We start from the raw sequence: 13,771 nt of genomic DNA on the forward strand, positions 1-13,771 counted from the left end.
TTGATCGAGACGGTCTCTTTCCCTCGCCGGTGGAGTCCATAGGGTGTCTTTGGGTTGCTCTTTTTCCCCGCGCGGGGAGCTCGACCCGCGGGGGAAACGAGGCCAGCTCTGCACTGCACTTCTTCGCGGTACGCCTCTGGGCTCCGCTACTGCCGCCCACAGCGGCGCCGCGAACGGCGGGATCGTCGGGATCGGCCTCCTTGAATACCGTGACGTCATCGGCTCCCTGCACTACGGGCGCACTCGCCTGGGCATCGACAACTCGCACATCGGGCTGCTCAGCCGCTGCCTGGGCGCGGGCTCCACGATTGTGGCCATGTCGAAGCACCCCGAGGAGTTCGAGAGTCTACGGGCCATGGTGGCGGTCCAGCCGGTGTCGTTGCGGCCCATGATCGAAGTGGCGACCAGCGGCATCCCCGGTGGGGTCGAGATGGTCGCACAGGAGATCAAGAAGCTGACGAGCTTCGACCTCGACGAGTTGTCACCGCTCGGCTACGCCAAGGACGTCACCGTGCCGACGCTCGTGGCGCAAGTCCGCCACGACTCCGCGACCCGCCCCGACGACGTGCAGGGCATCTACGACAACCTCGGCACTGCCGACAAGCGGCTGCACTGGATCGAGGGAACCACCCGCCGCTTCGACGGTTACAACTACTTTCCCGAGAACCCCGAGCAGATGCTCGACTGGTTCAATGCCCACTTCGCTTGACGGGGTTGGGGTTCGATACCCCTCCCGACAGGCGACTCCGCCACGAAGGATTCCCTGCTCGTTCTCGCCGGCTGGGCGCAGGCACCGCCCGCCGAGGGTTGCCTCACACGCTGCGGCAGCTGAGCTGCTTCGCCAGGGTCGCGCCCAGCACGGATATCGATTCGGCGGCCTTGTCGATGGCGATCTGCAGGTCCCTGCCCCGGTCCGAGCCGGGCGCGAGAGCGCCCAGGACCGAGACCTGCCGTCCGATCTCGACGACAGCCTGGACGGCCCGCGCAATGTCGTCGTTCGTCCAGCGTCCGGCCTTGTCGTCGGGCTCGAACTGGGCGTGGTCCGCGGCCTCGACGATCTCGAGTCGAGCCAACCTACTGCCCACGGTCGCCCCGGCGACCTCGAGCCGGTGGTTCTCCTGCGGCTGGTCCGATAGCCGATCGAGCGCGTCGAGGCGATCCGCTTCGGCTCGCGCCCATACCGCGAGCAACTCGCTGAGCCGCTTGCGCTGGTAGGTGGGCGCGAGCATGTACGCGGCGAATGCCAGAGCGCAGCCGATGACTGTTTCGGCGCCGCGGGTCACCGCCCCGAGTGGACCGACCGTCAATGCCGAAATCCAGGCCACGACCCACAGCATGGTCCAGGGCTGGCCGCAGCTGCGGAATGCGAGATAGCCGAGGAACAGCGTGATGAGCGTGACGGTGTGCAGTATCGGATCCGGGGGGAGGAACGACAACGCCAGACCGACGGCGGCGCCGGCGAGCGTACCGACGGTACGGCCGATGCCGCGCGCAAAAGTCTCTCCGTAGTCGGGGAACAGGATCAGCACCACAGCGACGACAACCCAGAAGCCGTGTCCGTGGAGCAACACCTGCGTGCCGACCCAGGCGCCGATCGCGACGCCGATCACTTGACCGATGACACCGGTGACCGCGAGCCGCAACGCGTGATGGACGATCGGTGACGCCGGATGCAATTCGGCACGGACGAGCTCCAGTGAGGTCGGCGGTCGACGCTCGTCCGACGGGACGGGGGCGCGGGCGCCGGCGGTGGTTCGCGCCGCGGTCGTGATCGCGTCGATCAGCCTGCGCTGCAGTCGGTCCTGCCCGGCTGTCACTGCCAGATCCGACGGGAGAAGTTCGGGGCGGCGGCGCCGGATGGCGCCTCCGATCGCGTGCAGATGCTCGGAGACAGCTGCTCGCCAGGGGGCGGCCACATCGTCGCCCCGATTGTTCACGGCCGCGAGCAACTGGGCTATCTCCTCCCCACGCTCGACGAGTTCGGTGAGGTGGTCGATCTCGCGGTGGCGGCGCCCGCGAAGCAGGGCAAGGCTTCGGTCGGCAGCCAGTAGCGCCGGACCGTAGGGCCCCCCGGAGGCCAACGCGTCGTAGAGCGATGCGACGGCGCGGCGTTGCACCGCATGGCGTGGCTCGTACGGCGGGAGCAGTTGTGCCATGAGCATGACGGCGACGCCGACCGCGAACAGTGCGAGTTCACGGGCACCGACCGGCAGGGACGGGGTGATCTCGGCGAATGCGACGAAGATGATCGTGACGACGAGAAACCGCATGCTGATGCTCAGCGCCACTACACGCAGGATCCCGGCCGTGAACAAGCCGATGAAGAGCACGGGGAGGATGAGCCACCACAGCCCGTGTAAGAGGATCCCGGCGGCCGCGGCGAAGATCTCGGCTGTTCCGGTGAGGACGGCTGCTCCCAGACGTGAGCGGTTGTGTGGCATCAAGGATGCGATGCCCCCGAGGAACGCACCGACACAGATCAGGACCTGCTCTTCGAAGTCGTGCAGGAAGTAGCCACCGATCGCCGCGACGATCATGCCGACTGCCACACGAAGCAGACGGGCAGGATCCTGGAGGGGCCGTCCGGGCTTCAGCCCTCGCAGCGCAGCGCGACCGAGTGCCTCGCGGTGCATCACCTGCCGCCTACCGGTGGCGTCTTTCGGTCGCTTCGAGCCTGTCATGACGTGTTTTCGCACTGTTCGTCCTTCGCGGGGGTGCCCCCTTCTCCGGGATCCGGCTGTCAGGCGCTGCGGAAGATCGTTTTGAGCTCCAGGTACGGTTCGAGGCTGCTGGGCCCGAGTTCTCTGCCCATGCCGCTGTTCTTGACGCCGCCGAATGGTGCCTCCGTGGGGAACGACGCGCTGTTGACTCCGATCGTGCCGGTCACGATGCGCCGGGCGACGGCGGTGGCGTGCTCGCGGTCCGGAGAGAAGACGCCGCCGCCGAGGCCGTATTCGGAGTCGTTGGCGATGGCGATGGCCTCGTCCTCGTTCTCGTAGGCGATGACGACGAGGACCGGGCCGAAGATCTCTTCGCGGGCGATGCGCATGTCGTTGGTGACGTCACGGAAGACGGTCGGCTCGATGTAGAAACCCCGGTCGTTCGCCGTGGATCGGCCCCCGCCGACGACGACCTTCGCTCCTTCACGTTGTCCCAGCTCCAGGTACGACTCGACCCGATCTCGCTGCCGTTCGGACACCAGGGGGCCGAACAGGTTGGCGGGATCGGTGGGATCGCCGATCGGGATCTCGCTCATCGCGGCACTGACCGCGTCGACTACTTCGTCGTACCGCGACCGGGGTGCGAGCACCCGGGTCAGGGACCGGCAAATCTGGCCGGTGTTCGGTGAGCACGCGGTTGCCACGAACGGCTTGAAGGCGTCGAGATCGACGTCCTCGAGCAGGATGGCGGCCGACTTGCCGCCCAGTTCGAGTGTCACCCGCTTGAGGTCCCTGCCGCAGGTCTCGGCGATGGCCTTGCCGGCGACGGTGGAGCCGGTGAAGGCGATCTTGCGCACCAGCGGATGCTCGACGAGGGCGCTGCCGGTCTCGCGGCCTCCCGTGACGACGTTGACGACGCCGGCGGGGATACCCGCTTCGGTGGCGATTTCCGCGAAGAGAAAAGCATCGAGCGAAGTTTCCGGTGCCGGCTTGATCACGGCGGTGCATCCTGCCGCGAGTGCCGGTCCGATCTTCCACGCGAGCAGGGGCTGGGGGCCGTTCCAGGGGGTGATCGCCCCCACCACGCCGACCGGCCGACGCTGCAGGAGCGCGTCACCGATGGACGTTTCCAGTGGCTCCTCCTCGACGAGGGTGTCGGCGAGCGACGCGAAATACCGGTAGTACAGCGGAACTTGCTGCTGCATCGCCCGGGACACGCTGATCGGGGTGCCGTTCTGCCGCGTCACCAGCGCAGCGATCTCGTCGATACGGCCTTCGTAGGTGTCGGCCAGGCGGCGCAGGGAAGCGGCTCGCTCGGACGGAGGGGTGGCGGCCCACGTGACTCCGGCGGCGTCGGCGGCCTGCACGGCTGCGTCGATATCGGAGGAATCACCGTCGACGATGGAGGCAAAGACTTCCTCCGTCGACGGATTGATGACGGAGATTGTCTCGGCGGAGTGGGCGGCCCGGTACTCGCCGCCGATGTAATGGGATTCGTGGTTCGTGACCATTCTTGTGTCCTCCTGGTCCCACCGCATTGTGATGGCGGCAAGAAATGATGGATGCCCCGACCGGAACGTCGGGACGGGTAATGCGACGTCTGCCGAAGTCGGATGAGGGCCGAGCGATCCGGCGAATTCGATTCGGCGAGCCGATCGAGTGTGCCCTCCGGCCTGATCTTACGTATCTCGAAGCCGACGTGGGAGGGGCCACCAGCACCCCCATGACCGCGACAATCGATCGGCTATCTTTGCCATCGACTCCACTTGCGGGCGGCGCGAAGCTCGTTCGGGTTCAGGCCGCCCCAGATTCCGTGTTGCTCTCCGAAATGAATCGCGCTTGTGCGGCATTCGCTGATCACCGGGCATTGGCGGCAGATCGCCTTCGCTTGCTGCTCCTGACGGCGTGACCAGGTGCGATTGTCTTCGCGATCGGTATAGAAGACGGCGATGTCCATGCCACGGCAACGCGCCTGTGGTCGCCAATCGTCACGATCGACGTGTGATGCGAGATTCATGGTTCACAGTGCTTTCCTGGCTTCGCGGCGTGCGTTCGGCCTTTGGGAACAGAAACGCAAGGGGGAGTGGAATTTACGATCCACAGGGTGAGGCTTAACTCGGGTTAGCTTCCGCATCTTTGACTTTCGGAACAATTCTGCAGAAGATGCTCAGTGCGGGCGCCGATCGGTGCTCGGGCGCAAATGAACTGAGCGTGGGTTTGCTCGAGGCGGGAACGGACGATTCAGATGCACATCGCGCATATCGACCATTTCGTGCTGACTGTTGCCGACATCGACACCACCATCGAGTTCTACTCGACGGTGCTCGGGATGTCCGAACACCGGTACGGCGACGATCGCCGGGCCTTGCTGTTCGGTCGCAGCAAGATCAATCTGCACCAGCAACCGAGCGCGGTGACGCCCAACGCTCGGCACGCGCAACCCGGTAGCGCCGACGTCTGCCTGATCGTCGAAGAATCCATCGACGCGGTTGTCCGCGAGCTGTCCGACAGGGGCGTTCCGGTGGAAGTAGGTCCTGTCCAGCGCCACGGCGCTCGAGGGCTGATGACCAGTGTGTACATCCGCGATCCGGACGGAAATCTCATCGAGCTGTCGGAATACCAGGTGGGCACCTCCGTCAGGGTCTGATCTTCAGCACTTCGGGAAGTTGGTCGTTGTCCGCCCCGATGTCGCGAGCCGCGTGCAGGGGCGGCGGGCGCCGACCGTCGAACGACAGGGGCAGACCGACCAGTCCGATCTCGTCGTCCGACGGCGTGCCGATGATCCCGAGCGCATGGGTGTGCTCGTGGGCGACGACTTCGGCGGTGGTCTGGATCGGTGCGGCCGGGATGCCGGCACCCTGCAGCAGTTCCTGCCAGTGGGCACGTGTTTCCTTCGCCAGTTGCTCACCGATCAGCCGGTCGATCTCGGCCCGGTTCTGCAGCCGCCCAGCGTTGGTGGCGAACCGATCGTCGGTCGACCATTCCGGATGTCCGAGTGCGGCGCAGAGGCGAGCGAACAGCGGGTCGTTGGCGCAACTCACGATCAGATCGCCGTCGCTGGTCGAGTACGCGCGGTGCGGGACGATGAACGCGACACCCGACCCGTGGCGACCGCCGGGTTCGCCGTCGGCGTTGTAGTTCGCGACGCCGATCGACATCCACGCCATGGCGGTCTCGAGGAGCGACGCGTTGACCGTCGCACCGGCGTGTTTCACCTGACGGCGGTGCAGCGCCGACAGGATGCCGATCACCGCCCACATCGCGGACCCGAAGTCGATGATGGACACCCCTGCCCGCACCGGGGGCTGTCCCTCCTCGCCCGTGATGCTCATGATTCCGGAGAACGCCTGCATCAGCGGGTCGTATCCGGGGCGTGTGTTCAGCGGACCCACATGTCCGAACGCGCCGATCTCGCAATAGATCAACTCCGGCTTGGTCACCCGGAGGCTGTCGGCGTCCAGCCCGTACTTCGCGCTGGAACCCGGCCGGAGGTTGTGGATGAAGACGTCCGCGCGTTCGGCGATCAGCGTGTGCAGCGTCTTCAGCTGATCTCGATCCTTGATGTCGATGCTGATGCAACGCTTACCGCGATTGAGCGCATGGAACGCGGCGCCGCTGCCCTTCCATGTGCTCGGCCCCCAGCCGCGGGCGGAGTCGCCCGTCGGACGCTCCACCTTCCACACCTCGGCGCCGAGTTCCGCGAGGATCTTCCCGCTGAACGGTGCCGAGGCACTGTCGCCCAGCTCGACCACGACAACTCCCGATAACGGCAGATCACGCTGCATCGTCTTCCTCCTTGGTGGTCAGCCGGCCGAATGTGCGGCGCGCACTTCGGGTGTGTACGTGGCGCCGGAATTCAGCAGCTCGTCTATTTCACCGCGATCGAAACCGGCTTCGGTGAGCAACTGCACCGAATGTTCGCCGAGGCGCGGCGCCGGGTACCGCAGGTCCGGCTGACTCTCGCTCCACTGTTGCGGAATCGCCATCGTCTTCAGCGGGCCTTCCGAGGGGTGGTCCTGGTCGACGAAGAAGCCGACCTCCCTCATGTGTGGATCGTCCAGCAACGATTCCGGGGTGTTCATCTCGATGACCGGAATATCCGCTTCGGTCAGGAGCTTCATCCATTCCGCGGTCGTCTTCGTTTCGAACATCTGCCCCAGGAACTCGTACAGGATTCCGATGTTCTGGGTCCGTCCGTTGATGTCGGCGAAACGCGGGTCCTCGACCATCTCCGGGTGTCCGGAGATTTCGAAGAAACGCTGCCAATGCTTGTCGACGTAGACGTTCACCCCGAGGTAGCCGCCGTCGAGCGTCCGATACGGGCGGCGGTCCGGGTTCATCATCCGGCCGTACCCCCAATCGCCGATCGGCGGATCGAACGTGTGCCCGTACAGGTGGTCGCCCATGACGAAATGCGCGAACGTCTCGAACATCGGTACCTGGACTTCCTGACCGACACCTGTCTTCTCGCGCCGGAACAGTGCCATCGACACGGCCGTGCTCGCGGCCATGCCGACGACGCGGTCTGCGATGGCGGTGGCCACATAGGTCGGCGGACCTGCCTTGCGGCTCTGGAGTACCGGCATACCGACCGCTGCCTGGATCAGGTCGTCGTATGCCGGCCGGTCGGCGTAGGGGCCGTTCTGGCCGAACCCGTAACAGCCGCAGTAGATGATCCGCGGATTGATCGCGCGGGCGTCCTCGTAGCTCAACCCCAGCCTGGCCATCGCTCGAGGCCGCAAGCTGTACAGCAGCACGTCGGCGGAACCGATCATCCGCTCGAGTGCGGCGCTGCCGCCGGCGGACTTGAGATCGAGGACGAGGCTGCGCTTGTTGCGGTTGAGGTGCAGGAAGATCGCGCTCATTCCGGGGTTGCGGGACGGGCCGACACCTCGAGTCGTATCGCCGGCCCGTGACTCGATCTTCCAGACGTCTGCCCCCATGTCGGCGAGCAGGAGCGACGCGTACGGGCCCATGAAGTTCGATGTCAGGTCCAGGATGCGCACACCCTCCAATGGTCCGGTCATGTCACTGCTCCTACTGGTGGTCCGTCATGGTGAATACGGGGAGTTTCTGCTCCCCACGTTGTACGAAACGCGTCGTGACCGGGTTTCCGATCGCGATGGCGTCGGGTTCGCCGTCGATCTGTGCGAACAAGGTGTAGCCGTCGTCCATCTGCACGGAGCCGACCGCATACGGCACGATCGTGGTCCAGACGGGCGTCGGTCCACGCATGATCGTGCCGTACGAGTAGATCGTCCCGCTCCCGGCCGATTGTGTCCACGACAATGCCGACTCCGTCGCATCGCCGTGCAGGCAGAGCACGTTCTCCACCGTGCCTGCGGCGATCGTCTGCGACGCGGCGGTGATAGTCGACGTCAGCCCGGCGCCCTGTATCGCGATGCTGACGATCGCTGCGCCGGGCTTCGACGACATAGTTAGTTCTTGGCGCGCTCGGTGGGCAGCGACGCGCCGACCAGGGCCTCGAGATCCTCGCGCTTGCGCAGCATCAGCAGGCTCCATTCGCTCTTCTGGCACACGTCGCCGTTCTGGTTGAGCGCCTTCATCAGCAGCGTGATGACGCCGTACTTGTCGTCCTTGTCCTTCTTGGCGAGGACCTCGGCGGTGACGTAGATGGTGTCGTTGATGTGCACCGGCGTGAGATACCGAAGGTTGTTGATCCCGTAGTTCGCCTGGATCGGCGGACCGAAGGTGATCAGGCCGGTCATGATGGAGTAGGTCAGCGACCCCTGTACCAGGCGCTCACCGAAACGGGTCTGGGCCGCGTAGTGGACGTTCGAGTGGATCTCGATCCAGTTGCCGGTCAGCGCGCAGTAGTTGACCACGTCGGTCTCGGTGATGGTGCGACCACCGCTGCGAAACACCGTGCCGACCTCGATCTCGTCGAGCGGCATGTCGATGCGGTTTTTGATGGTTACGGGATTCGTCGTTGTCATCGCTGCTTCCTTGGGATGTGAAAGGTGATCGGGGGGAGACTCAGGCGTTGGTCAGCTTCATCGACTTGGCGATGATCGTGCGCTGGATCTGCGAAGTGCCGCCGCCGATCGTGCACTGGATCGACTCGCGCAGGTAGCGCTCCATGTCGCCCTCGGGCAGGTTGGCGTAGCCGCCCAGAATCTGCATGCCGTCGAGCGCACACTGCTTGAGGGTCTCCGACGCGTACAGCTTGGCCATCGAGGTCTCGCGGGCGGCCGGGGTGCCCTCGGCTTTGATCGCGGCGGCCCGGTAGCAGAGCAGACGAGCAGCGTCGACGCGGGTCTGGTTCTCCGCCAGCATGTGCTTGAGGACCTGGAACTCACGGATCGGCTTGCCGAACTGAGTGCGCTGGTGCGCGTACCGGTTGGCGTTGTCGACTGCCTCCTGCGCGTTGCCGGTGTACGCGGCTGCGACGGCGCAACGCTCCAGTTCGAGGTGGTCGGTGATGACCTTCCAGCCCTGGCCCTCTTCGCCCAGCAGCGCGTCGCCGGGAACCCGGACCTCGTCGAGGAAGATCTCGGTGGTGCCGGTCGCGTGCCGCGACAGGGTCGGCAGCTTGTTGATGACGAGTCCCGGGGTGTCGTTCGGGATCAGCAGCACCGACAGGCCCTTGTGCTTGTCGGAGGCGTCGGTGCGAACCAGCATCGCGATGACCGTATTGTCGGCCGCTGCACCTGAGCACCAGAGCTTGGAGCCCGTAATCACCCAGTCGCCGTTCTCGTCACGGCGAGCGCGGGTCTTGGTGTTCGCGGCGTCCGAACCGGCGTCGGGCTCGGAGATCGAGACCGAGAAGCGAATGTCACCGTCGATGAACGGCTTGACGTAGCGGTCCTGCTGCTCCTTGGTGCCGAACTTCAGGATGTTCATGGCGGTGAAGGTCGGAACGAGCACCGAGCACGCGAAGTCGAATCCGAACTTGCCGAGGCCCTCTGCCATCAGCGAGTAGTCGAAGATATCGCCGCCGGAGCCGCCCATCTCCTCGGGGAACAGGATGCCGAGCCAGCCCTGCTTGGCGATCTTCTCGTACGCCTCGTACGGGTAGAGCCGATTCTCGTCGCAGTGCCGGACATACTCGACGGTGATTTCGTTGTCCATGAAATCATTCACGACGTCGAGCCAAGCTGCCTGGGATTCGTCGAGGAAGTTCGAATTCATATTCTTCTCTCCAGATCGGAAGGAATGGTGCCCGTATTTCGGTTGCACCGCTTGAATAAATGTTAGAACTGCGCGGTTGCAGAACCTAGTGATTCTTTTCGAATCAACGATTCGGCGAATGTGAATCCTGTAGTGAGGCGCAGCCGAGGGGTCAGGTGATTGCGCCCGCCGCGCGGAGCGCAGCAAGTTGTTCGGCGGTGAAACCCCAGTCGCCGAGAACGTCGTCGGTGTGCTGTCCGGGCGCGTCGGGCGGGCCCTGGATCGCGCCCGGAGTGCGGCTGAACCGCGGCGCCGGCGCCGGTTGCACTACGCCGTCGACCTCTGTGAACGTGCCGCGCGCAACGAGATGCTTGTGCTGCGGTGCCTCGGTCAGCGACAACACCGGCGCCCAGCACGCGTCCTCTCCTTCGGCGAGGGCGCACCATTCGTCGCGGGTGCGGGTCCGGAACACCGCGGCGAACCGTTCCTGTATCTCCGGCCAGCGGGTCCGGTCGTGCTGATCGGGCATGTCGGATTCACTCAGTCCGAGAAGGCGAAGAGTATTGCGCCAGAATCGGGTTTCGTTACAGGCGATGCTGAGCCAGCGTCCGTCCGAGGTCTCGTACACGTGGTACCAGGGCGCGCCCGAATCGAGCCGATTGGCTCCGCGTTCGTCGCGCCAGTACCCGGCTGCGTGAAGGCCGTAGAACAGGGTCATCAACGACGCCGACCCGTCCACCATCGCCGCATCGACCACTTGGCCACGGCCGGACAGCCGGCTCTCGAGAAGGGCCGCAACCACTCCCAGTGCCAGATACAGTGAACCGCCGCCGAAGTCGCCGGCAAGGTTGAGCGGCAGCGTCGGTGGCCCGTCCTTGGGCCCGATGGCGTGAAGGACGCCGGTCAGTGAGATGTAACTGGCGTCGTGACCTGCAGCCTGCGCCAGCGGGCCGTCTTGCCCCCAGCCGGTCATCCGCCCGTACACCAGCGCGGGATTCGCGGCGAGACAGTCGTCCGGGCCGATCCCCAGCTTCTCTGCCACGCCGGGACGGAAACCCTCCACTAGGACATCGGCACGTCGGACCAGGTCGAGAATCGCAGCGGCGGCCGCCTTGTTCTTCAGATCCATTGCCGCACTGCGGCGTCCGCGGTTCAGCAGGTTGAAGCGCGGATCCACCGGCGCGCCACCGTCGTAGCCCGGCGGTCGGTCGATCCGGATGATGTCCGCCCCCAGGTCGGACAGGAGCATGCAGCAGAACGGAACGGGCCCGACACCACCCAGTTCCACGATCTTGACGCCCGCGAGCGGGCCACGGGATTTCTTCATATTTCGGCTCCAATCGACCACCTCGAGTCTATTGCTCACCGGAGTCGGTTCCAATTGAAGAAACGTGAAGTGTCGATTCGGGCAAACCGAATTCCATCGATCTATTCAGCCAATTCTATGCCACCATTGACGAATTCGCCTTCACAGTGACACCATTCACGGAGGCAGTATTTCTTCCCGTGCTGCGGATGAATCCGCGCATGGAGACAGCGGCGCAGTGTTCGGCAACGGCCGACGCTGTGCGCAGTCGGCCAGTCGGGGTCATAGAACGTACGCCGGTGTTCACCGGCGCTCACCAGCGGGATCGTCACCAAGAGGAGTGGATGCACCATGAGAACACCGAATGATCGCGTCGATGCGGGCAGGGCGGTATCCGATTCCAGCGCGCGGGCGGCACGCTCATGCTGACCAGGGGCGCTGTGCTGCGGCAGTCGCCGGGCTCGTACGAGGTGGTCGAGCTCGAGGTCGATGATCCCCGGCCTGGGGAAATCCGGGTCAAGATGGCCGCCACGGGCCTCTGTCACTCCGACGACCACTTCGCGACCGGTGACCAGCAACCGGGGATCCTCCCGATTGCGGGTGGCCACGAAGGCTCGGGGGTCGTCGAGGCAGTGGGACCGGGCACCACAGGCTTCGCCGAGGGCGACCACGTGGTCTTCTCCTTCCTGCCGGTGTGCGGTCGCTGCCGATGGTGCGCCACCGGTCATCAGAACCTGTGCGATCTCGGCCGCTTCCTCGCCACCGGTGCCCGCTTCGACGATCCGAGCTCGTTCAGACTGTCCCTCGACGGTGCACCGGTCGGACAGCTCGCCGGTCTGGGAACATTCTGCGAATACGTGACCGTCTCGACGGCATCGGCGATCAAGATCGACCCCTCGATCCCACTGGACGCCGCGTGTCTGACCGGGTGCAGCGTGGGGACCGGCTGGGGTGCGGCGGTCAACTCCGCACAGATCAGGCCGGGGCACGTCGTCATCGTGATGGGCATCGGCGGGATCGGGATCAATGCCGTACAGGGTGCCGCACACGCCGGCGCGGGCGCCGTCATCGCCGTCGACCCGGTCGAGTTCAAACGCGAATCGGCGTTGAAGCTCGGGGCCACCCACGCCGTCGCCGACATCGAGGAGGCCACCGAGGTGGCCCGATCGATGACCAACGGTCAGGGCGCCGACGCCACCATCGTCACCGTCGGCGTCACCAGCGGACGTCATGTGGGGCAGGGTCTGCAGTCCGTCCGCAAGGCCGGTACGTGTGTGGCGGTCGGGCTCGGTGATGTCGCAGTGAAGGACGGTGACATCAACCTGCACGAGCTCGTCCTGTACCAGAAGCGGCTGCAGGGCTCCCTGTTCGGGGCCAGCTGCCCCACCGCGGACATCCCGGCACAGCTGCAGATGTATCAGCTCGGGCAGCTTCGGCTCGACGAGCTCGTGACCACCCGCTACTCCCTCGACGACATCAACGTCGGCTTCGCAGACATGAAGGCCGGCCGCAACCTGCGTGGAGTCGTGGTCTTCGATTCCTGAACCGAGGGGTAGGGGGCGGATGCGCGACGCGCGTCCGCCCCCTATCCGTTCGGGATGGATCAGTGAATGGTCAGCGCCACTGCCGAGGGCACTTCGGCGGCCGGGCGATCTGAACGCTAGAACTCGAAAACACCCTTGCCGTCGCTCTGCTGCGCGAACCATTCGTACGCCTCCACACCCTGATCCAGGGACCAGGTGTGGGTGTAGATGTCGTCGATGGGGAGATTCCGTGCGGCGATGAACTCGGCGCACCGCAATTGCTCGATCGTGGACATCGTCCACGACGTCATCAAGGTCCATTGCTTCTTGTAGTGAGCCTGCACGTCGAACTCGATATGCCCGGGCAGGCCGAGGAAGCATGCGCGGCCCCAGGGGGCGAGTACTGCGAGAGCATCGTCGTTGGCTTTGCCGGAAGTCTCCAGAATCAGCGGTGCGCCGCGTCCACCCGTCAGGTCGGCGATCGCTTCGACCACATTTGAGGACCGCGAGTTCACAATCGAGGCCGCACCGAAACTCTTGGCGCGCTGTAGCCGGTTGTCATCGATGTCCACGGCAATCACCGTCGCACCCAGCGCCGACGCGAGCATCGTGCCCGACAGACCGACGGGGCCTTGGCCGAATACCACGATCGTTTCCCCGGCTACATTGCCGAGCCGTTGCAGGCCACCCCACGCCGTGCCGGTTCCACACCCGATCGCTGCCCCGGCCTTGTAGCTCAAGGCGTCCGGAAGCGGCAGGAGAGTGCGGGCAGGCACTGTGAGGAATGGGGCGTGCCCACCGTTCGCGGAGATTCCCATGACCTTCGATGGTTCGCGCTCGCACATCTGCGGCCAGCCGGAGCGGCAGGCGGGACACGCATCGCAGCCCCAATAGTGATGGATCATCACTCGATCGCCGACGCGCGCCATCATCGGCGTCACACCGTCACCGACGGCGTGGACGTCCCCGCACGGTTCGTGGCCCTGGATGATGTCGGTTCCGACAGCTATCGCGCCCCGACGGAACAGGAGGTCGCTTCCGCACATTCCCGAGGCTCGGACCCGGACGACGACCTCGCCGGGCCCGGGTACAGGATCGTCGAACTCTCTGATGGCAGTGGTGTCGTCGCCCGGAAAGGCAATTGCACGCAT

Annotated in this window: 13 protein-coding genes; 3 read left to right on the top strand and 10 right to left on the bottom strand. The window is 65.2% G+C overall.

What is annotated here, in order from left to right; all coding sequences use genetic code 11:
- Nucleotides 1-316 precede the first annotated feature (316 nt).
- On the top strand, nucleotides 317-709 hold the full coding sequence (locus tag ACFU5V_RS07830) for an alpha/beta hydrolase family protein (protein WP_378698167.1): 393 nt from the start codon (nucleotides 317-319) through the stop codon (nucleotides 707-709).
- Between the two features lie 103 nt (nucleotides 710-812).
- On the opposite strand, the gene ACFU5V_RS07835 is transcribed toward ACFU5V_RS07830, so the two are convergent.
- From ACFU5V_RS07835 to ACFU5V_RS07845, 3 genes are all read right to left on the bottom strand, one after another.
- Nucleotides 813-2,681, bottom strand: a complete 1,869-nt coding sequence (locus ACFU5V_RS07835; RefSeq protein ID WP_378698169.1) for an FUSC family protein — start codon at nucleotides 2,679-2,681, stop codon at nucleotides 813-815.
- Nucleotides 2,682-2,740: 59 nt separating this feature from the next.
- Nucleotides 2,741-4,171 carry an aldehyde dehydrogenase gene (locus ACFU5V_RS07840; RefSeq protein ID WP_378698171.1) on the bottom strand — a complete coding sequence of 477 codons (1,431 nt, stop codon included), beginning with the start codon at nucleotides 4,169-4,171 and terminating at the stop codon, nucleotides 2,741-2,743.
- 233 nt (nucleotides 4,172-4,404) lie between these two features.
- Nucleotides 4,405-4,677, bottom strand: coding sequence for a WhiB family transcriptional regulator (locus tag ACFU5V_RS07845; RefSeq protein WP_276138945.1), 273 nt, complete (start codon nucleotides 4,675-4,677; stop codon nucleotides 4,405-4,407).
- A 228-nt stretch (nucleotides 4,678-4,905) separates the two neighbouring features.
- On the opposite strand from ACFU5V_RS07845, the gene ACFU5V_RS07850 reads away from it, so the two are divergent.
- On the top strand, nucleotides 4,906-5,307 hold the full coding sequence (locus ACFU5V_RS07850) for a VOC family protein (protein ID WP_378698173.1): 402 nt from the start codon (nucleotides 4,906-4,908) through the stop codon (nucleotides 5,305-5,307).
- Here ACFU5V_RS07850 and ACFU5V_RS07855 read toward each other — a convergent pair.
- The 6 genes from ACFU5V_RS07855 to ACFU5V_RS07880 all read right to left on the bottom strand — a co-directional run bounded on the left by ACFU5V_RS07855 (nucleotide 5,297) and on the right by ACFU5V_RS07880 (nucleotide 11,118).
- Nucleotides 5,297-6,445, bottom strand: a complete 1,149-nt coding sequence (locus ACFU5V_RS07855; protein WP_378698175.1) for a CaiB/BaiF CoA transferase family protein — start codon at nucleotides 6,443-6,445, stop codon at nucleotides 5,297-5,299. The two genes, ACFU5V_RS07850 and ACFU5V_RS07855, sit on opposite strands and share 11 nt — an antisense overlap.
- Before the next feature lie 18 nt (nucleotides 6,446-6,463).
- Entirely contained in the window at nucleotides 6,464-7,687 is a 1,224-nt protein-coding gene (locus ACFU5V_RS07860) for a CaiB/BaiF CoA transferase family protein (protein WP_378698177.1), read from the bottom strand.
- A gap of 10 nt (nucleotides 7,688-7,697) precedes the next feature.
- Nucleotides 7,698-8,096, bottom strand: coding sequence for a Zn-ribbon domain-containing OB-fold protein (locus ACFU5V_RS07865; RefSeq protein ID WP_378698179.1), 399 nt, complete (start codon nucleotides 8,094-8,096; stop codon nucleotides 7,698-7,700).
- 2 nt (nucleotides 8,097-8,098) lie between these two features.
- Entirely contained in the window at nucleotides 8,099-8,617 is a 519-nt protein-coding gene (locus tag ACFU5V_RS07870; RefSeq protein WP_378698181.1) for a MaoC/PaaZ C-terminal domain-containing protein, read from the bottom strand.
- A gap of 40 nt (nucleotides 8,618-8,657) precedes the next feature.
- On the bottom strand, nucleotides 8,658-9,812 hold the full coding sequence (locus ACFU5V_RS07875) for an acyl-CoA dehydrogenase family protein (protein ID WP_378439059.1): 1,155 nt from the start codon (nucleotides 9,810-9,812) through the stop codon (nucleotides 8,658-8,660).
- Between the two features lie 151 nt (nucleotides 9,813-9,963).
- A complete protein-coding gene (locus ACFU5V_RS07880) occupies nucleotides 9,964-11,118 on the bottom strand; it encodes a CaiB/BaiF CoA transferase family protein (RefSeq protein WP_378698183.1) in 1,155 nt (384 codons plus the stop codon).
- 401 nt (nucleotides 11,119-11,519) lie between these two features.
- Between ACFU5V_RS07880 and ACFU5V_RS07885 the strand changes: the two genes are divergently transcribed.
- Complete coding sequence (locus ACFU5V_RS07885) at nucleotides 11,520-12,641, top strand: NDMA-dependent alcohol dehydrogenase (protein WP_378698185.1); 1,122 nt, start codon at nucleotides 11,520-11,522, stop codon at nucleotides 12,639-12,641.
- 116 nt (nucleotides 12,642-12,757) lie between these two features.
- Here ACFU5V_RS07885 and ACFU5V_RS07890 read toward each other — a convergent pair whose 3' ends face one another.
- A complete protein-coding gene (locus ACFU5V_RS07890) occupies nucleotides 12,758-13,771 on the bottom strand; it encodes a zinc-binding dehydrogenase (protein WP_378698187.1) in 1,014 nt (337 codons plus the stop codon).

It is taken from the genome of Rhodococcus sp. NPDC057529, assembly GCF_042802055.1.
GTDB lineage: Bacteria > Actinomycetota > Actinomycetes > Mycobacteriales > Mycobacteriaceae > Rhodococcus_F.

Excerpts from the sequence above, each read along its gene's own strand:
- ACFU5V_RS07830 (WP_378698167.1), top strand. The coding sequence starts at position 317 with ATGTCGAAGCACCCCGAGGAGTTCGAGAGTCTACGGGCCATGGTGGCG.
- ACFU5V_RS07865 (WP_378698179.1), bottom strand. The coding sequence starts at position 8,096 with ATGTCGTCGAAGCCCGGCGCAGCGATCGTCAGCATCGCGATACAGGGC.
- ACFU5V_RS07880 (WP_378698183.1), bottom strand. The coding sequence starts at position 11,118 with ATGAAGAAATCCCGTGGCCCGCTCGCGGGCGTCAAGATCGTGGAACTG.
- ACFU5V_RS07860 (WP_378698177.1), bottom strand. The coding sequence starts at position 7,687 with ATGACCGGACCATTGGAGGGTGTGCGCATCCTGGACCTGACATCGAAC.
- ACFU5V_RS07845 (WP_276138945.1), bottom strand. The coding sequence starts at position 4,677 with ATGAATCTCGCATCACACGTCGATCGTGACGATTGGCGACCACAGGCG.
- ACFU5V_RS07855 (WP_378698175.1), bottom strand. The coding sequence starts at position 6,445 with ATGCAGCGTGATCTGCCGTTATCGGGAGTTGTCGTGGTCGAGCTGGGC.
- ACFU5V_RS07890 (WP_378698187.1), bottom strand. The coding sequence starts at position 13,771 with ATGCGTGCAATTGCCTTTCCGGGCGACGACACCACTGCCATCAGAGAG.
- ACFU5V_RS07875 (WP_378439059.1), bottom strand. The coding sequence starts at position 9,812 with ATGAATTCGAACTTCCTCGACGAATCCCAGGCAGCTTGGCTCGACGTC.
- ACFU5V_RS07870 (WP_378698181.1), bottom strand. The coding sequence starts at position 8,617 with ATGACAACGACGAATCCCGTAACCATCAAAAACCGCATCGACATGCCG.
- ACFU5V_RS07850 (WP_378698173.1), top strand. The coding sequence starts at position 4,906 with ATGCACATCGCGCATATCGACCATTTCGTGCTGACTGTTGCCGACATC.
- ACFU5V_RS07885 (WP_378698185.1), top strand. The coding sequence starts at position 11,520 with ATGCTGACCAGGGGCGCTGTGCTGCGGCAGTCGCCGGGCTCGTACGAG.
- ACFU5V_RS07835 (WP_378698169.1), bottom strand. The coding sequence starts at position 2,681 with ATGACAGGCTCGAAGCGACCGAAAGACGCCACCGGTAGGCGGCAGGTG.
- ACFU5V_RS07840 (WP_378698171.1), bottom strand. The coding sequence starts at position 4,171 with ATGGTCACGAACCACGAATCCCATTACATCGGCGGCGAGTACCGGGCC.